The organism is Sphingobium fluminis, from assembly GCF_037723805.1.
Taxonomy (GTDB): Bacteria; Pseudomonadota; Alphaproteobacteria; order Sphingomonadales; family Sphingomonadaceae; genus Sphingobium.
Genome location: NZ_JBBJUK010000001.1, coordinates 314,718 through 330,543 on the forward strand (window position 1 = coordinate 314,718; position 15,826 = coordinate 330,543).

Annotated in this window: 20 protein-coding genes and 1 pseudogene; 14 read left to right on the plus strand and 7 right to left on the minus strand. The window is 62.1% G+C overall.

Annotated elements, in window-relative coordinates; translation table 11 throughout:
- The first annotated feature begins 70 nt into the window (after positions 1-70).
- Positions 71-613, plus strand: a complete 543-nt coding sequence (locus WG907_RS01555; RefSeq protein ID WP_340231787.1) for a hypothetical protein — start codon at positions 71-73, stop codon at positions 611-613.
- A 7-nt stretch (positions 614-620) separates the two neighbouring features.
- Here the strand turns inward: WG907_RS01555 and WG907_RS01560 are convergent, their stop codons facing one another.
- A complete protein-coding gene (locus tag WG907_RS01560; protein ID WP_340230811.1) occupies positions 621-1,274 on the minus strand; it encodes a glutathione S-transferase family protein in 654 nt (217 codons plus the stop codon).
- Between the two features lie 521 nt (positions 1,275-1,795).
- Here WG907_RS01560 and WG907_RS01565 point away from each other — a divergent pair.
- A complete protein-coding gene (locus WG907_RS01565) occupies positions 1,796-3,724 on the plus strand; it encodes a ribonucleoside-diphosphate reductase subunit alpha (protein WP_340230812.1) in 1,929 nt (642 codons plus the stop codon).
- Between the two features lie 46 nt (positions 3,725-3,770).
- On the opposite strand, the gene WG907_RS01570 is transcribed toward WG907_RS01565, so the two are convergent.
- Complete coding sequence (locus WG907_RS01570; protein WP_340230813.1) at positions 3,771-4,016, minus strand: DUF2171 domain-containing protein; 246 nt, start codon at positions 4,014-4,016, stop codon at positions 3,771-3,773.
- 87 nt (positions 4,017-4,103) lie between these two features.
- Between WG907_RS01570 and WG907_RS01575 the strand changes: the two genes are divergently transcribed.
- Positions 4,104-5,150, plus strand: a complete 1,047-nt coding sequence (locus tag WG907_RS01575) for a ribonucleotide-diphosphate reductase subunit beta (RefSeq protein ID WP_340230815.1) — start codon at positions 4,104-4,106, stop codon at positions 5,148-5,150.
- Between the two features lie 164 nt (positions 5,151-5,314).
- On the opposite strand, the pseudogene WG907_RS01580 reads toward WG907_RS01575, so the two are convergent.
- A pseudogene (locus tag WG907_RS01580) lies at positions 5,315-5,814 on the minus strand (transposase).
- A 76-nt stretch (positions 5,815-5,890) separates the two neighbouring features.
- The gene (locus tag WG907_RS01585; protein WP_340230817.1) at positions 5,891-6,724 is read right to left on the minus strand and encodes an FkbM family methyltransferase; all 834 of its coding nucleotides are present in this window, start codon (positions 6,722-6,724) and stop codon (positions 5,891-5,893) included.
- Positions 6,725-6,927: 203 nt separating this feature from the next.
- Between WG907_RS01585 and WG907_RS01590 the strand changes: the two genes are divergently transcribed.
- Entirely contained in the window at positions 6,928-7,116 is a 189-nt protein-coding gene (locus WG907_RS01590; RefSeq protein WP_340230818.1) for a hypothetical protein, read from the plus strand.
- Positions 7,117-7,584: 468 nt separating this feature from the next.
- A complete protein-coding gene (locus tag WG907_RS01595) occupies positions 7,585-8,196 on the plus strand; it encodes a glycine zipper 2TM domain-containing protein (protein WP_340230819.1) in 612 nt (203 codons plus the stop codon).
- Between the two features lie 76 nt (positions 8,197-8,272).
- Here WG907_RS01595 and WG907_RS01600 read toward each other — a convergent pair whose 3' ends face one another.
- Positions 8,273-8,806, minus strand: coding sequence for a thermonuclease family protein (locus WG907_RS01600; protein WP_340230820.1), 534 nt, complete (start codon positions 8,804-8,806; stop codon positions 8,273-8,275).
- 219 nt (positions 8,807-9,025) lie between these two features.
- On the minus strand, positions 9,026-9,373 hold the full coding sequence (locus WG907_RS01605) for a hypothetical protein (RefSeq protein WP_340231789.1): 348 nt from the start codon (positions 9,371-9,373) through the stop codon (positions 9,026-9,028).
- A gap of 131 nt (positions 9,374-9,504) precedes the next feature.
- Here WG907_RS01605 and WG907_RS01610 point away from each other — a divergent pair, with 131 nt between their 5' ends.
- The 5 genes from WG907_RS01610 (at position 9,505) to WG907_RS01630 (ending at position 12,481) form a co-directional block, all read left to right on the plus strand.
- A complete protein-coding gene (locus WG907_RS01610) occupies positions 9,505-9,885 on the plus strand; it encodes a RidA family protein (RefSeq protein WP_340230821.1) in 381 nt (126 codons plus the stop codon).
- Positions 9,886-9,890: 5 nt separating this feature from the next.
- Positions 9,891-10,247: an ArsC family reductase gene (locus WG907_RS01615; protein ID WP_340230822.1), complete on the plus strand. Its 357-nt coding sequence runs from the start codon at positions 9,891-9,893 to the stop codon at positions 10,245-10,247.
- 44 nt (positions 10,248-10,291) lie between these two features.
- Positions 10,292-11,278 carry a glycerophosphodiester phosphodiesterase gene (locus WG907_RS01620; RefSeq protein ID WP_340231790.1) on the plus strand — a complete coding sequence of 329 codons (987 nt, stop codon included), beginning with the start codon at positions 10,292-10,294 and terminating at the stop codon, positions 11,276-11,278.
- Positions 11,279-11,344: 66 nt separating this feature from the next.
- Positions 11,345-11,770 carry an RrF2 family transcriptional regulator gene (locus tag WG907_RS01625; RefSeq protein ID WP_340230823.1) on the plus strand — a complete coding sequence of 142 codons (426 nt, stop codon included), beginning with the start codon at positions 11,345-11,347 and terminating at the stop codon, positions 11,768-11,770.
- Between the two features lie 54 nt (positions 11,771-11,824).
- Positions 11,825-12,481: an MBL fold metallo-hydrolase gene (locus WG907_RS01630; RefSeq protein WP_340230824.1), complete on the plus strand. Its 657-nt coding sequence runs from the start codon at positions 11,825-11,827 to the stop codon at positions 12,479-12,481.
- On the opposite strand, the gene WG907_RS01635 is transcribed toward WG907_RS01630, so the two are convergent.
- Positions 12,478-12,927: an MAPEG family protein gene (locus tag WG907_RS01635; protein ID WP_340230825.1), complete on the minus strand. Its 450-nt coding sequence runs from the start codon at positions 12,925-12,927 to the stop codon at positions 12,478-12,480. The genes WG907_RS01630 and WG907_RS01635 overlap by 4 nt on opposite strands.
- A gap of 219 nt (positions 12,928-13,146) precedes the next feature.
- Between WG907_RS01635 and rpmF the strand changes: the two genes are divergently transcribed.
- The 4 genes from rpmF (at position 13,147) to WG907_RS01655 (ending at position 15,826) form a co-directional block, all read left to right on the plus strand.
- Complete coding sequence (gene rpmF / locus WG907_RS01640; protein WP_340230826.1) at positions 13,147-13,326, plus strand: 50S ribosomal protein L32; 180 nt, start codon at positions 13,147-13,149, stop codon at positions 13,324-13,326.
- Positions 13,327-13,390: 64 nt separating this feature from the next.
- A complete protein-coding gene (plsX, locus tag WG907_RS01645; RefSeq protein ID WP_340231791.1) occupies positions 13,391-14,416 on the plus strand; it encodes a phosphate acyltransferase PlsX in 1,026 nt (341 codons plus the stop codon).
- Positions 14,413-15,381 carry a beta-ketoacyl-ACP synthase III gene (locus WG907_RS01650; protein ID WP_340230827.1) on the plus strand — a complete coding sequence of 323 codons (969 nt, stop codon included), beginning with the start codon at positions 14,413-14,415 and terminating at the stop codon, positions 15,379-15,381. Before plsX ends, WG907_RS01650 begins: the two co-directional genes overlap by 4 nt.
- Before the next feature lie 148 nt (positions 15,382-15,529).
- The gene (locus tag WG907_RS01655; protein ID WP_340230828.1) at positions 15,530-15,826 is read left to right on the plus strand and encodes an integration host factor subunit alpha; all 297 of its coding nucleotides are present in this window, start codon (positions 15,530-15,532) and stop codon (positions 15,824-15,826) included.

The window sequence follows — 15,826 nt, forward strand, 5'->3', positions numbered from 1 at the left end:
AGAAAATGCCGCTTTGAGTCCAGCCTTCAGCATCGATCGAACCGAATGCATAGGGGTGCGGTTGTCGCGCATGGCGCGCAAGCTCAAGGTTTTCCGTTCGGCGATCGGCTTTCACGACGCCTATGTCGCCGCGTCCAGCCGGAAGGCCGCGCTCGCGGCATGGGGTGCCGATGCTGACCTTTTCGCGCGCGGGGTCGCGGAGGAAGTGACCGACGAAGCGCTGATGGCGGAGCCGCTCGCGCAGCCTGGTACGGTCGTCAAGCGGGTACGCGGCAGCATGGCGGAGCATCTCGCCGCCCTGCCCGAAGACCAGCCTGCGCCAAAAGACGCCCCCGCGCCAAAGGCCGACAAGGCGCGTCGCCCCTCGGCCCCCGCGCCAAGGCTTAAGCCCCGCCCCGATCGCTCGGCGCTCGACGCCGCCGAGGAGGCGCTGAGCACGGCGGGGGATAGCCATGACGCTAAGCGCCGTGCACTCGCCGATCGCGAAGCCGCGCTTCGTCGCGAGCGGCAGGCGCTTGAAAAACGGATGGAAGAAGAGACCGACAAGCTCACCCAAGCCCGTGACGCGGCCCGCGCGCGTTATGACAAGGCGATGAAGGCGTGGCGGGGCTGATGCCTTTTCAGCGCGCGCCCTTGGCATCGGCGAACGGGAAATAATGGAAATAAGGTGCCTTCTCTTCCAGCACCCGCGCGAAGCTGGGTCGCGCTTCCAGCCGCGCCATATAGGCGCCAAGCTCTGGATGGCTGTCGCGGAAGGGCAAGACATAATCGGCGTAGAATAGCGCCGGGGCCGCCGCGCAATCGGCCAGGCTGAAATCCGCCCCCGCCGCCCAGTGACGCCCGGCGATCCGCGCTTCGATCAGGTCATAGGCTTTGGCGAGCAGGGCCATCGCCTGCTCGACGGCGAAAGGATCTTTCGGCACGCCATTGGGCCTGATCCGGTCCGCCACCGCCGCCTGCATCGGCGCCATCACATAATTGTCGAACAATCGGTCCATCAGCCGCACTTCCAGGGCGGTGTCCGGATCGGCGGGGATCGGCACGAACGGGCCGGGCGCGGCCTGTCCCAGATATTCGACGATGATGCTCGCCTCGGCCACCAACCTGTCGCCATCCATTAGGATCGGGAATTTGCCGATCGGCCACAGCGTCCTCCATTCCTGCGCGATACCGTCATCCTCCATCATCCCGGGGGTGAAGGGCGTTGCATTCTCATACAGCGCGATCAGCACCTTCCAGCAATAGGATGACAGCGGGTGATAGTAGAAAAGCATGGTTCACAAAACTCCCGCAAAGGGCGTGGCCGGGATCGGGCTATATGCCCTGGCGGGACGGCAGGTGCAAAATCGGTTTCGGGACAGTTACGCCATGTTCGATGCGCGCGGATTTTTCTGCCGACGCATTTAGGTGGCAAGGCAAATTTATTTTTCGGCGGCGATTTGCAGCTTGCGATTTGCGGGTGCCTAGTAACTCCGCGCGTCGCTGCATCGCACCGCGTATCGCGACTATCGACGGGGCCGGGCAGGGTAGGCTCTAAAGTCCCTGAACTGTCATTTACCCTCTTGATCGCACGGGGCGCTGTGGCACTATCCCTTGTATCGGGGTGACAGGGGCTACCCAACAGCTTGTGATTGACCGCTGATGACATTTTTCGGCGGGCCGGGATTTTCATCCCGGTAATCGGCCAGGTTGGTCCCTTTGCCATGCCGTTATGTTGGGATTCATGCTATTGTCTGCGGCTCGCCCCGGACTGGCTTGACCGAATCGAACGAAACGGGAACATTCGGGGGCGGATATGGATTTTCGGAACAGCGAACAAGGTGGTGCAGGCGACGTGGCGACCGTGATGGAAGATTTGATGGACGCGATCGCGCCCGACCCGGTGAAGCCGGCGACGCCTGCGATGACCTCCTCGACCGTGCAGGAACGGCGCTTTGCCGTCGTGACGGATTCGTCGCGCGACGCGCTGCTGACCGAATTCGGCAAGGACACGCTCAACGACCGCTATCTGCTGCCCGGCGAATCCTATCAGGATCTGTTCGCGCGCGTCGCCGCCGCCTATGCCGACGATCAGGATCATGCCCAGCGCGTCTACGACTATATTTCGCGCCTCTGGTTCATGCCCGCCACGCCGGTGCTCTCGAACGGCGGCACCGGGCGCGGCCTGCCGATCAGCTGCTATCTCAACAGCGTCGACGATAGCCTGGAAGGCATCGTCAACACCTGGAACGAAAATGTCTGGCTCGCCTCGCGCGGCGGCGGCATCGGCACCTATTGGGGCAGCGTGCGCGGCATCGGCGAGCCGGTTGGCCTCAACGGCAAGACCAGCGGCATCATCCCCTTCGTCCGCGTGATGGACAGCCTGACGCTGGCGATCAGCCAGGGCAGCCTGCGTCGCGGCTCCGCCGCCTGCTATCTCGACGTGTCGCATCCCGAAATTGAGGAATTCCTCGAAATCCGCAAGCCCAGTGGCGATTTCAACCGCAAGGCGCTGAACCTCCATCACGGCGTCCTGTTGAACGACGAGTTCATGGAAGCGGTGCGCGACGGCGCTGAATTCATTCTGCGCAGCCCCAAGGACGGGTCGGAACGCGGCAAGGTCGACGCCCGTTCGCTGTTCCAGAAACTGGTCGAAACCCGCCTCGCCACCGGCGAGCCCTATATCGTGTTCAACGACACCGTGAACCGCACGATGCCCAAACATCATCGCGACCTCGGTCTCAAAGTGTCGACCTCGAACCTCTGTTCGGAAATCACCCTGCCCACCGGCCGCGATCATCTCGGCAATGATCGCACGGCGGTCTGCTGCCTCTCGTCGATGAATCTGGAAACCTGGGACGAATGGAAGGACGAAAAGCTCTTTGCCGAGGATATCATGCGCTTCCTCGACAATGTGCTGCAGGACTATATCGACCGCGCCCCGCCCGAAATGGCGCGCGCCAAATATAGCGCGACCCGCGAACGGTCGGTCGGACTTGGCGTCATGGGCTTCCACAGCTTCCTCCAGGCGCGCGGCATCCCGTTCGAGGGCGCGATGGCCAAATCGTGGAACCTGCGCATGTTCAAACATATCAAGGCGCAGGTCGACGAAGCCTCGATGCAGCTCGCGGTCGAGCGCGGCCCGTGCCCCGACGCCGCCGACATGGGCGTGATGGAGCGTTTCTCGTGCAAGATGGCGATCGCGCCGACCGCCTCGATCAGCATCATCTGCGGCGGCACCTCCGCCTGTATCGAGCCGATCCCGGCGAACATCTACACCCACAAGACCCTGTCGGGCAGCTTCTCGATCAAGAACCCCTATCTGGAAAAGCTGCTGGTCGAAAAGGCCAAGGATTCGACCAATGTCTGGAACTCGATCCTGGAAAATGGCGGATCGGTCCAGCATCTCGACTTCCTGTCGTCCGAGGAGAAAGACACGTTCAAGACCAGCTTCGAGATCGACCAGCGCTGGCTGCTCGAACTCGCCGCCGACCGCACGCCCTATATCGATCAGGCGCAGTCGCTGAACCTGTTCATCCCCGCCGATGTGGAAAAATGGGACCTGCTCATGCTCCACTTCCGCGCATGGGAACTGGGGATCAAGTCGCTTTACTATCTGCGTTCCAAGTCCGTGCAGCGCGCCGGTTTCGCGGGCGGCGTGGAGGCCGACAACACGATCGACGCGCCCAAATTCGAACTGGCCGGCGGGAGCACCGATTATGACGAATGCCTCGCTTGCCAGTGACGCATTGAAGCCGGGCGCAGCAGCTTTGGCTGCCGCGCCCGCGCCGTCACGCTTCCTCTTCGAACGTCACCGCGACGTCGCCATTGGCGGAAAGGCGCACGGTCCCGTCCTCCTCGACGGCGGCGATCAGGCCTTGGCTGATATAGTGGTGATGCCCTTCATGCGACCCTTCGCCGCTGTCCGCCTTGGTCAGCTTGATCCGGTCGCTATCGACATGATCGACGGTGCCGACATGCACGCCGTCGGCGCCGATGATTTCGGCATGTTCCTTGATTTGGCTCAGATCGACCATTTTTATGCTCCTATGTCGGGGGTGACGGGCGTTGAACGCCTCGCCCCCGCGCAGGTTGCGCCCACCCATTAACGCGGAGCTGCCCTCATGTCCCTTCTCCAAGCCTCCAAGGTCTACAAGCCCTTCGAATATCCCTGGGCCTATGAATATTGGAAGCGCCAGCAGCAGCTGCACTGGCTGCCCGAGGAAGTGCCGCTCGGCGAGGATTGCCGCGACTGGGCGCAAAAGCTGTCCGATCATGAGCGCAACCTTTTGACCCAGATTTTCCGCTTCTTCACCCAGGCGGACGTCGAGGTGCAGGATTGCTACCATGAAAAATATGGCCGCGTGTTCAAGCCGACCGAGGTCAAGATGATGCTGACCGCGTTCAGCAATATGGAAACGGTCCATATCGCCGCCTACAGCCATCTGCTCGACACGATCGGCATGCCCGAAAGCGAATATAGCGCCTTCCTCCAATATAAGGAGATGCGCGACAAGCATGACTATCTGCAACAGTTCGGCGTCGACACGGACGAGGATATCGCCCGCACCCTCGCCATGTTCGGCGGCTTTACCGAAGGCTTGCAGCTCTTCGCCTCCTTCGCGATGCTGATGAATTTCCCGCGCTTCAACAAGATGAAGGGCATGGGCCAGATCGTCACCTGGTCGGTGCGCGACGAGACGCTGCATTGTGAGGGCATCATCAAGCTGTTCCACGCCTTCTGCGCCGAGCGCCAGTGCCTGACCCCCGCGGTCAAGGACGACATCATGGACATGTGTCACAAGACGGTGCGGATCGAGGACGCGTTCGTCGATCTCGTCTTCGAAATGGGGCCGGTGCCCGGCATGACGCCCAAGGACATCAAGAAATATGTCCGCTACATCGCCGACTGGCGGCTGGGCCAGCTCGGCCTCAAGCCGATCTACATGATCGACGAGCACCCGCTCCCCTGGCTCGCCCCGCTGCTGAACGGCGTCGAACACGCCAATTTCTTCGAAACCCGCGCCACCGAATATTCAAAGGGCGCGACGCGCGGCCAGTGGAACGAGGTATGGGACGCCTTCGACCGCAGGAAGGTGCGCAGCGAACCGGCCAACGCGGATGAGGTTGACCCGGATATGTTCAGGGCGGCGGGGATCGCGGCGGAGTGAGGCAGGGGGGCGCTATCGGCGAAAGCGCCCATTCTTTCCGCCAAAGGAATGGACGGTTGCTGCCAACGTCAAAACCTTAGAAAGGGCACGCCCGCATGAAAAGCAGACACGATTAAATCGTGAGTTTTCGCCACCTTTAAGACCCCCCGATCTAAGCTCAGGACTCATTGATTGAGCCAGAAGGTGACGGTGGCTGCGATGCAGATGGCGGACATGAAACTGTGGGTAGATCGGTCGTAGCGGGTGTGGATACGCCGCCAGTCCTTCAGCCTGCCGAACATGTTCTTGATCCTGGCGCTGGCGATATAGTGCGGCATCGTGTTGGATCTGGATCTTGCAGTTCTTCTTTGACGGATGCAGACGTTTGATGTTGCGATCCGCAAGCGCCTTGCGGAACCAGTCGGCGTCATAGCCTCGATCACCGAGCAGAGCTTCGGCCCTGGGCAACGCATCCAGCAGAGAGCAGAACCCTTGCCGTCGCTCATCTGCCCTTCGCTCAGGGCCATAGTCAGCAGATGCATCGCGCCACCGCAGGCCGTTCCTGATCACGAAGATGATCCTGCTGATGATCCGACGATCAGCGACCCATGGCACTCCGTGCGACAAGGGGAAATGGTTCGATCCGCCTCATCTCCGCTGCCGTAAACCAGATCAAATCACTCATGACAACGCCTCCCTGCGCCGCCATCAATTCAACCAATCGCCTTTACCGCAGGTGATTTAACAGATCCTGACCCTGGTTATGCGGAAATCTCCGAGATGAGGGTTTCGTTCCCGAAAACTATATCCTCTACACAACCATACATTGCCATGTTTGCATATATAAAGTCGCGCACTGCACGAGCAGTCGATATCCTGTATTTCTCACCCTGGCGGAGCACTGAAAACGATCCAAATCGATCCAGAATGAAGTCAAGAAGAGCGCGTGGAGAAAGATTTCTATTAGCCGTCAAAGCAAAAGAATTAAATTCCATAACAAAAATCGGATTATAATTATCGAGTGTGAATGATCCACCTTTAAGAACATCCAGTTCAAAGCCCTCTACATCGATCTTTATAAGATCTATGCGATCGAGTCTTTCTGAACGAACCAGGCTGTCGAGAGTAATCATTTCAACCATCACAGTCGATTCTTCGCGTGCATCCGAGCCAGCATAGCTCCCTGCCAGAAAATCAAAATTCTCCACAAACGGCACTTGGCCGGCAACTTCGCCGATGCATTTATTCACAAGGGTGACATTTTTCAGGCCATTTGCGGAGGTCATTTTCGCCAGAGCCGAGAAGATCTTTGGCGACGGCTCGATGGATATAACGCGGCCTTGGGGCAGATACCGGGAAGACGGAATGGTCGTTAACCCGATATTGGCACCGATATCAATGATCGTGGCGTTCCCAGGCAGCGCGGCAGCGACCTGGCTGAAAAGCGGATTATGGAAAGCTACGTCGAGGCCAGGATTCTGTAGAATCTGGCGGAAATATTCGTCCTGTTCAAATCCGTAAAGCTTCGCCGTTCCATTCACGCAAAATGCGTCTGCTTCCTTTAGAACCGCCTCAACATTCTCCACACCCGCCATATCAATTCCTCATCATTTTCGTCCCTGCTAAACATGGGTAGAAATTAAAGCAACGTCCTATCATACGGAGAGATGGTTCTCAGCTCTTAGGATGTTGCGATATTATGACGCTGGAGCAGATGCTCTTAGTTCGCAGCATGAATATGTGTGAGCAGTGAGGATGCCCCGCCACCCTCCTTAACCCCGCCCCCTTATCCTGCCCCATGCTCATCGGCGTCCGCCTCCGCTCGCTCTTCACCAGCCGCTGGATGGCGATCCTGTGGGCGATCCTCGTCTGCCTCACCGCGATCCAGTTCGTCGGGACCTCCGACGATAAAAGCGGGCAGGGTGACAGTAGCGCCACGGACGGCCTCATCCCGCAGCAGCGTCAAGATATAGCCAACGCTCTGTAGCGCCGGCCTTGAATTATTTTGTCGCGCAGAGGCGCAGAGGCGCAGAGGACGCGGAGATAAGAGGGAACTCCCCCCAGGGGAGCGGGATGACGTTTAAGCAAATCGTTATCCTGTCGTCAAAGGCGTCGATCGCGACCTGTCTACACTGTTCCCCGGCGGACGCCGGGGTCCAGGGTTCCCAAAGCACTGCGCCTCGTAAACTCTGGACCCCGGCGTCGGCTAGGGAACAAAGAATATCAAGCTGATGTCATCGCGTCATAACCCAATAATGATGGGCCAAACCAAAAGGGCGGTAAGCACCATCTCTCCGCCTCCTCTGCGCCTCTGCGCGAAAAAATCCGACAGCCGAGGCCCGCCCCGCACTAACACCTCCCCGATGAACGCCCTGTTTTATTGCGTTCATGAAACAATTGCATCGCCGCCGGGTTCTAGCTTCGCATGTTCTCACAAAAACAAGGAGCAGGACCCATGCGATTTCCGATCAAGGGCGCGATCACCGCGCTGTCATTAGGCGCGATGACGCTGGGCGGCCTCGCTGCCACCCCCGCTTTCGCTCAGCCCGGCCAGAACTGGCAGGATCGCGCAGACCGCCGCGAAGATCGTCAGGACCGGCGTGATGATCGCCGGGACGACCGTAACGACCGTCGCGCGGAGCGCCGTGACGAGCGCCGCGACAATCGCTGGGCCGACCGCAGGGATGACCGGCGCGATGATCGCCGCCATGACCGCCGGGGCGACCGCGACAATTTCCGCCGTCCGGGCGCCATCGTCTATCGGTACGACCATAACCGTCCCGATCCGCGCTATGGCCGCTATTACCGGCCCGACCGCTATTATCGGTCCGGCTATGCGCCGATCCGCGTCGACCGTTCGACCCGCATCTATCGTGGCTATGACGACAGATATTATTGCCGTCGCTCGGATGGCACGACCGGCCTGATCGTCGGCGCGGCCCTGGGTGGCCTGCTGGGCAGCCAGCTCGATCGCGGCCGCTCGAACACGGCGGGCATATTGATCGGCGGCGGTGCCGGCGCGCTGCTTGGCCGCGAAGTCGATCGCGGCAGCCTGAACTGCCGTTGAGCTGAGAAGGGCGGGGGCGCTCCGAGCGCCTCCGCCCTTTCATCAGCACCAGCCCGGCTTCAACATCAGGCCAGCCTCAACACCATGGATGCCGCGATCCGTCCCATGTCCGCGCCAGCCCCTCGGCCACCAGCATCCCGCCGATCGACGCGCCATCCCGCGTCACCACACGCAGCGCCCGGCCATAGCGATCGGTGTCCCTATCCCCGCTCTCCAGCGTGAACGGCCCGGCATTCAGCAAATCCTGAAGCCGCATCGTCGCCCGCGCCCCGAGCGCGCCCTCGGCGGCGCAGCGCGGTCCATGCGTTTCCGGCGTATCGATATCGGCGATCCGGTATTTGTCGCCCCGGAACCAGAATGTATCGCCATCGACCACGCAATCGACGCCGCCGCCGCTGTGGCAAAAGCCAAAGCGGGCGGACAGCATGTCCGACGAGGCGGCGGGCGCGCTCACCGGTGCGGACCAGGGCCTGGCCCGCTCCCATGGCGGATCGGCGCGCCATTGCGGGGCGTACCAGCCGATCATCAGCCCTAGAGAAATCGCATAAAGAAGCGCGCGGCCGGAAAGGACGCGCGACCGGCGGCGGCGGAAAGGAGAGGGGCGAACCATGGCGCGAGGATTAGCGCAGCACTGGGAAACAGCCCGTTAAACCCGCTCCGTTTTTCCGCCGGAACGGACCGGTAGGCGCACTGTCCTATTCGCGCCGGGCCATGCTATGTTCCGCGCCGGCTCTTTCCCATCGTTCACCCGCGACTTTCCGATAGGATCAACGCCGCGCAATAAATGGGCGAAATATGCGGGAATTATGCGAAGTTAAGCCCGCGCGACTCAATCCTCCGCCAGATCGTCGATCACGGTCAGCCCGTCATCATCGTCCAGATCGTCGGTCTCGCCCAGCGCGCTTTCCTCATCGTCGAGCTGCGGCTCGCCTTCGAAAGCGCCATTGTCGATCCGGCCGGATCGGTTCATTTCCTTCATCTTGTCGACCAGGTCCGGCACGTCATCGGGGATGATCTGCGCCGGATTGCTGCGGCCGCCGCGCTCGCTGTCCTGCGACAGGTCGGTCTGCCGCAACCGCGCATCGTCGGCGACGTCATTGGCCTGGGTGCCGCGCTCATCCTGCTCGGCATTTTCTTCATCGATATCGGGCAGGCGCTCGTCGCTCGGGCGGTCCATCATGCGTCTCCTTGAGTTATGCCTTGCTCAACGGTCCGTCGGCACAGCCGTTCCCTGAAACCGCTGGACAGCCCGGACGCGAGAGCGCAAGAGCCCCGCGATCCTCCTTCGCACTGCAACAAGGATTCTCCATGCCCCGCCAGCTCATTTCCTCCGGCTCGCCGTTCGAGGCGCAGGTCGGCTATTCGCGCGCGGTCGTCCAGGGCGACTGGTGCTTCGTCGCCGGCACCACCGGCTCCGATCCCGAAACTAAAACGATGCCCGAAAGTGTCGTGGAACAGGGGCGCAATGCGCTCAAGGTCATCGGCAAGGCGCTCGACGATGCGGGCTTTTCCTTTGCCGACGTCGTGCGCGTCACCTATTATATCACCGACCCGTCTTACTGGGACGATCTGGGCGATGCGACCGCTTCGGTGTTTGGCGACATCCGCCCCGCCGCCAGCTGCGTCGTCGTCGGCCTCATCAAGCCGGAAATGAAGATCGAAATCGAAGTCACCGCCTTCAAAGGTTGAATCCCATGATTACCATGTACGGCATCAAAAATTGCGATTCGATCAAGAAGGCCCGCAACTGGCTCGACAATGAACGCGTCAGCTATAATTTCCATGATTATAAGGTGTCCGGCGTCGACAAGGCGAAGCTGGAAGACTGGGTGATGGAACATGGCTGGGAAACCATCCTCAACCGCTCGGGCACGACGTTCAAGGCGCTGGATTCAGGCGACCGGGCGCACATCGACGCGGACAAGGCCATCCTGCTGATGATCACCAACCCGTCGATGATCAAGCGGCCGATCCTCGACACCGGCCGGGAAACGATCATCGGGTTCAAGGCGACGACTTATGAAAATGCGCTGCAAGGGGTGAAGGCGTGAGCGGATTGCTCCGCTCCTGCCTTCTCCTGCTGGGTCTGCTGACCATGACCCCCGCTCTCGCCGATCCCTTCATCATCGCCCATCGCGGCGCCAGCGGCGAGCGGCCCGAACATACGCTCGCCGCCTATGAACGCGCGATCGATCAGGGTGCCGACTATATCGAACCCGACCTCGTTCTGACCAAAGACGGCATCCTCGTCGCCCGCCATGAAAATGAGATAGGCGGCACCACCGATGTCGCCGTCCATCCCGAGTTCGCCGATCGCGCGACCACCAAGACGATCGACGGCCACCCGGTGACCGGCTGGTTCACCGAAGATTTCACCCTCGCCGAGCTGCGCACCCTGCGCGCCCGCGAGCGCTTGCCCGAGCTGCGCCCCGCCAACAAGCGTTTCGACGGTCTCTACCCGATCCCCACCTTTGAAGAGATATTGGAGCTGGTCCGCGCCAAGGAGGCGGAGGCCGGACGGCGCATCGGCATCTATCCCGAAACCAAGCATCCGGGCTATTTCGCCGGCATCGGCCTGCCGCACCAGGCGGCGCTGCTCGATCTGCTCGGCAAATATGGCTATGCGACGGAGGCCGACCCGGTCTTCATCCAGTCCTTCGAGGTCGGTAACCTCAAGGCGATCCGCGCCGTCTCGCGCCTGCGCCTCATCCAGCTCGTCGACGCGCAGGGTGGCCCCGCCGACCAGCCCGGCACGACCTATGCCGACATGCTGACGATCGAGGGGCTCAGGGCCATTGCCGGCTATGCCGATGGCATCGGGCCATCGGTCGCGCTGGTCCTCGCGCCCGAAGGCGCAACCGCGCTGGTCGGCCAGGCCCATGAGGCGGGGCTGCAGGTGCATGCCTGGACGCTGCGGATGGAGAACAGCTTCCTCCCGCCGCAATATCAGCGCGCCGACGACGAGCGCGGTCGGGGCGATTTCCCAACCTATGTCCGCGCCGTCGCCGCGACCGGTGTCGACGCGATTTTCAGCGACTTCCCCGCACAGGCGCGCGCCGCGCTGGAAAAGCCGGTTCCGTAGAAGGGCGGCGCAAAGGACTGATAGACCCCGCTTGCCAAATCCGGCGGCCCGGCGAATAACGGCATCATGCTTTCGCAAAAGACCCGTTACGCCATCCGCGCCCTCCAGCATCTTGCCGACCGTTACCGCCAGGGTCCGGTGCCGCTCAATGAGATCGCGACGCGGCAGAATATCCCGGCCAAATTCCTCACCGTCATCTTGTCCGAAATGGCGCGCGAGGGGCTGGTCGCGACCCAGCGCGGCCGCGATGGCGGCTATTGGCTGGCGCTCGCCCCGGTCGACATCAGCTATGGCGATATCGTTCGCCTGACTCGCGGATCGCTGGCGCTGACACCTTGCGCCAGCCGATTCGCGCACGAGACCTGCACCAATTGCCTGCCCGAAAGCGAATGCCGCCTGCACCGCGTCATGCTGCGCGTCCGCGACGAAACGGCCAAGGTGCTGGACGGCATCAGCCTCGCCGAACCGCTGGCGCTGGAAGGCGCCGAGTAAGCGGGCCAACACCCACCCCTTGCACTGACCGCACACGTCCGCCACATCCCGTCGATGACCATGCCCCCGCTCAAGGCCGCTATCGTGCCTGTCACCCCGTTCCAGCAGAATTGCACTCTGCTATGGTGCACCGCTACCAACCGCGGAGCCTTCGTCGATCCGGGCGGTGATCTGCCGCGGCTCAAGGCAGCGGCGGCCGAGCATGGCGTAACGATCGAAAAGCTGCTCGTCACGCACGGCCATGTCGATCATTGCGGCCAGACCGGCATCCTGGCCAAGGAACTAGGCGTGCCGATCGAGGGGCCGCATGAAGGTGACCGCTTCTGGATCGAACAGCTGGGCGGCGGCGGCAATAGTTTCGGCCTGGAGGGCGAAACCTTCGAGCCGGATCGCTGGCTCGTCGATGGCGATCAGGTGACGGTCGGCGATCTGACGCTCGACGTCATCCATTGTCCCGGACACACGCCCGGCCATGTCGTGTTTCACCATCGCCCGAGCCAGCTTGCCATCGTGGGCGACGTGCTGTTTCAGGGATCGATCGGCCGCACCGACTTTCCGCGCGGCAATCACCAGCAGTTGATAGATTCGATCACCGGCAAGCTGTGGCCGCTGGGCGACGAGACCGCCTTTGTGCCCGGCCACGGTCCCATGAGCAATTTCGCGCATGAGCGCCGGACAAACAGCTTTGTCGCGGATTCGGTGTTCGGCTAAGGCGAGGTTGGCTCCGCCTGGGCCATCGCCGGCGGGGCGGGCAGTGCGCGGGTCGCGCTATAGGCGACGTAGAGCGCGGCGAAGGCGAGCGCCAGCATCACGAGCCAGGTTGCCGTCGCGCCGATCGCGCGCATGGGATGCGGACCTTCGCCAGCGCCATCCATGCCGACGCCATGCGCAAGCCGTGCGGCGACATAGATCGCCGCGCCGGCCCACAGGATGATCGACGCGCCGTTCGCCAGCTCGATCAGCGCGAACAGGATGAGGATGATCGGGGTATATTCGGTGAAATTGGCATGCGCCCGCATGCGTCGCGCCAGCCGGGGATCGCCGCCGTCGCCATGCAGCGTCTTGGTCGCCATTCGCAACAGGGTGCAGCGAACGGCCAGCCACAGGTTGATGAGCGCGCAGGCGGCAGCCAGCGTCAGCGTGATCGGCAGCAACATGATTTTCCCTGACCTTCCAGTCCAACTCCCGATCGGTGCAGCATAGGCGCGCCGCCGGATGCGGCAAGGAAGGACTTGCACGGGAGGCAAAAAACGCTATAGGCGCATGGCTTCGCGATCATCCGGGCCGCATGGGTCTGCGGCCCTAGCGCCGTCAGCTTTCCATTCGGAACCGGTCAGTCGCATAACCAGATTTAGCTCACGGAAACAGGTGCCGACATGGCTGTCCCCAAAAGGAAAACTTCCCCCTCCAAGCGCGGCATGCGCCGCAGCCACGATTCGCTGAAGGTCGACACGTTCAACGAATGCACTAATTGCGGCGAACTCAAGCGTCCGCACAATCTTTGTGGCGCGTGCGGCCATTATAACGGCCGCGAAATTCTCGCTGTCGGGGCGTAAAGAGTTCCTCCTTTCGTAAAGGTGACCTGACGTGTCCAGCCAGCCGCGAATCGCAATCGACGCGATGGGCGGGGATGAAGGCGTGCGCGTCATGATGGCGGGCGTTGCGCTCGCCCGCCACCGTCATGAAGGGCTGCGCTTCTCGTTGTTCGGCGACGAAGCGCAGATCAACGCCGCGCTGGAGAGTCACCCCAATTTACGGGCGGCATCCGAAGTTTTCCACGCCGATTCGGTGGTGGAACCGACCGACAAGCCGGGCGTGGCCATCCGCAAGAAGACCAGCTCGATGAGCATGGCGATCGCGGCCGTGAAGGCTGGCGAAGCGGGCGCCGCCGTATCGGCCGGCAATACCGGCGCGCTGATGGCGATGGCCAAGGTGGCGCTGCGCACCATGCCTGGCATCGACCGGCCGGCGCTTGCCGCGATGCTGCCGACGCTCGGCGACAATGACGTCATCATGCTCGATCTCGGCGCAAACACCGAATGTGATGCGCGCAACCTCGTCCAGTTTGCCGTGATGGGCGCGGCCTATGCCCGCATCGCGTTCGACCTCGAACGCCCGCGCGTTCGGCTGATGAATATCGGCACCGAAGATATGAAGGGCACCGAAGAGATTCGCGACGCCGCCGCGATCCTGCGCGCCGCGACGGCGCTGCCCATGTCGTTCGAGGGCTTCACCGAAGGCGACAAGATCGGGCGCGGTGACACCGACGTTGTCGTGTGCGACGGCTTTTCCGGCAATGTCGCGCTCAAGACGGCGGAAGGGACGGCGCGGTTCGTCACCGATCTGCTGCGCAAGGCCTTTACCAGTTCGGTGCGGTCCAAGATCGGCTTCCTGATCTCCAAGCCGGCGATGCATCTGCTCAAGCATCATCTTGATCCCAATAATCATAATGGCGCGGTTTTCCTCGGCCTTAACGGCGTGGTCGTGAAGAGCCACGGCAATGCCGACGCCAAGGGTGTGGCGAATGCGGTGCATGTTGCCGCGCGCCTATTGGAGGAGGATATCACCCGTCGGATTGCTGCCGACGTCGCCAATATCGAGGCGGCCTCCGCCAACGCACCGCGTCTGGAGATGCCCGCCAAGTGATCCGTCGTTCCGTCCTTCTGGGCACGGGCTCTGCCCTGCCCGCGCGTGCCGTCAGCAATGCCGAACTGGCGAAGACCGTCGACACGAGCGACGAATGGATCGTCGAGCGCACCGGCATCCGTAACCGCTATATAGCGGGCGAAGGCGAGACGACCGCGAGCCTCGCGACCGACGCGGCCCGCGCGGCGCTGGCCGCCGCCGGACTGGAAGCCAGCGCGATCGACCTCATCATCCTGGCCACCGCCACGCCGGACCAGACCTTTCCCGCCAGCGCCACCATCGTCCAGTCGGCGCTCGGCATAAACGACGGGGTGGCCTTCGATGTCGCTGCGGTGTGTTCGGGCTTCCTCTATGCCGTTACGGTCGCCGATAGTATGATCCGGTCGGGCGCGGCCAATCGCGCGCTCGTCATCGGCGCCGAAACCTTCAGCCGCATCCTCGATTGGGAAGACCGCACGACCTGCGTGCTGTTTGGCGACGGCGCGGGCGCGATCGTGCTGGGGGCGGAAGAGAGCGAGGATGGCGCGCGCGGCATTCTTGCCGCCAAGCTGCACGCCGATGGCCGTCACAACCAGCTCCTCTATGTCGATGGCGGTCCTTCGACGACGGGAACGGTCGGCAAGCTGCGGATGAAGGGGCAGGAGGTGTTCCGCCACGCCGTCGTCAATCTCGCTTCGGTCCTGACTGAGGTGATGGCTCTCGCCGGCCTTCCCGCATCCGATATCGACTGGCTGATCCCGCATCAGGCCAATGCCCGCATCCTGGACGCGACGGCGCGCAAGCTTAAATTATCGCCCGAGCGCGTGGTGATGACCGTGGATCGGCACGCGAATACCTCTGCCGCCTCCGTGCCGCTCGCACTGGATGCTGCGGTGCGGGACGGGCGGGTGCAGCCGGGCCATTTACTGGTTCTGGAAGCCATGGGTGGGGGCTTCACCTGGGGCGCTTGTGTGCTGAGGGTATGAACGGACGCGCCAGGGCAACGCTTCGTCGCACTGCAACAAAATAATGCATCGTTATGTGTAACGATCCTTGCCGAATCGAACCGGATGCAGCACATTCGCAACCGGTCATCGATTGCGATGATCTGGCGGCGGGAAAGGTGGGGGACTCATGACCGGTGGCGGAACCCTGACACGTGCTGATCTGGCGGAGAGCGTAAACCGCAATGTCGGTTTGTCGCGAGCGGAGGCGGCGTCGCTCGTCGAATCTATCCTTGACCATATGTGCGCCGCGCTTGCCCGGGGCGAAAATGTGAAAATCTCGAGCTTCGGCACGTTCGTCCTGCGCGACAAGACCGAGCGTATGGGCCGTAACCCCAAAACAGGGGTCGAAGTGCCGATCGAGCCGCGCCGGGTTCTGACCTTTCGCGCCAGCCAGACCATGCGGGAGCGGGTCGCCGGCGGCTAG

What these genes read in the sequence shown, in the direction of transcription:
- WG907_RS01595 (WP_340230819.1), top strand. Translation starts at nt 7,585, where the DNA reads ATGCGATTTCCGATCAAGGGCGCGATCACCGCGCTGTCATTAGGCGCG.
- WG907_RS01585 (WP_340230817.1), bottom strand. Translation starts at nt 6,724, where the DNA reads ATGGCGGGTGTGGAGAATGTTGAGGCGGTTCTAAAGGAAGCAGACGCA.
- WG907_RS01630 (WP_340230824.1), top strand. Translation starts at nt 11,825, where the DNA reads ATGACCATGCCCCCGCTCAAGGCCGCTATCGTGCCTGTCACCCCGTTC.
- plsX (WP_340231791.1), top strand. Translation starts at nt 13,391, where the DNA reads ATGGGCGGGGATGAAGGCGTGCGCGTCATGATGGCGGGCGTTGCGCTC.
- WG907_RS01610 (WP_340230821.1), top strand. Translation starts at nt 9,505, where the DNA reads ATGCCCCGCCAGCTCATTTCCTCCGGCTCGCCGTTCGAGGCGCAGGTC.
- WG907_RS01655 (WP_340230828.1), top strand. Translation starts at nt 15,530, where the DNA reads ATGACCGGTGGCGGAACCCTGACACGTGCTGATCTGGCGGAGAGCGTA.
- WG907_RS01560 (WP_340230811.1), bottom strand. Translation starts at nt 1,274, where the DNA reads ATGCTTTTCTACTATCACCCGCTGTCATCCTATTGCTGGAAGGTGCTG.
- WG907_RS01600 (WP_340230820.1), bottom strand. Translation starts at nt 8,806, where the DNA reads ATGGTTCGCCCCTCTCCTTTCCGCCGCCGCCGGTCGCGCGTCCTTTCC.
- WG907_RS01635 (WP_340230825.1), bottom strand. Translation starts at nt 12,927, where the DNA reads ATGTTGCTGCCGATCACGCTGACGCTGGCTGCCGCCTGCGCGCTCATC.
- WG907_RS01605 (WP_340231789.1), bottom strand. Translation starts at nt 9,373, where the DNA reads ATGGACCGCCCGAGCGACGAGCGCCTGCCCGATATCGATGAAGAAAAT.
- rpmF (WP_340230826.1), top strand. Translation starts at nt 13,147, where the DNA reads ATGGCTGTCCCCAAAAGGAAAACTTCCCCCTCCAAGCGCGGCATGCGC.
- WG907_RS01615 (WP_340230822.1), top strand. Translation starts at nt 9,891, where the DNA reads ATGATTACCATGTACGGCATCAAAAATTGCGATTCGATCAAGAAGGCC.
- WG907_RS01575 (WP_340230815.1), top strand. Translation starts at nt 4,104, where the DNA reads ATGTCCCTTCTCCAAGCCTCCAAGGTCTACAAGCCCTTCGAATATCCC.
- WG907_RS01625 (WP_340230823.1), top strand. Translation starts at nt 11,345, where the DNA reads ATGCTTTCGCAAAAGACCCGTTACGCCATCCGCGCCCTCCAGCATCTT.
- WG907_RS01570 (WP_340230813.1), bottom strand. Translation starts at nt 4,016, where the DNA reads ATGGTCGATCTGAGCCAAATCAAGGAACATGCCGAAATCATCGGCGCC.
- WG907_RS01620 (WP_340231790.1), top strand. Translation starts at nt 10,292, where the DNA reads ATGACCCCCGCTCTCGCCGATCCCTTCATCATCGCCCATCGCGGCGCC.
- WG907_RS01590 (WP_340230818.1), top strand. Translation starts at nt 6,928, where the DNA reads ATGCTCATCGGCGTCCGCCTCCGCTCGCTCTTCACCAGCCGCTGGATG.
- WG907_RS01565 (WP_340230812.1), top strand. Translation starts at nt 1,796, where the DNA reads ATGGATTTTCGGAACAGCGAACAAGGTGGTGCAGGCGACGTGGCGACC.
- WG907_RS01555 (WP_340231787.1), top strand. Translation starts at nt 71, where the DNA reads ATGGCGCGCAAGCTCAAGGTTTTCCGTTCGGCGATCGGCTTTCACGAC.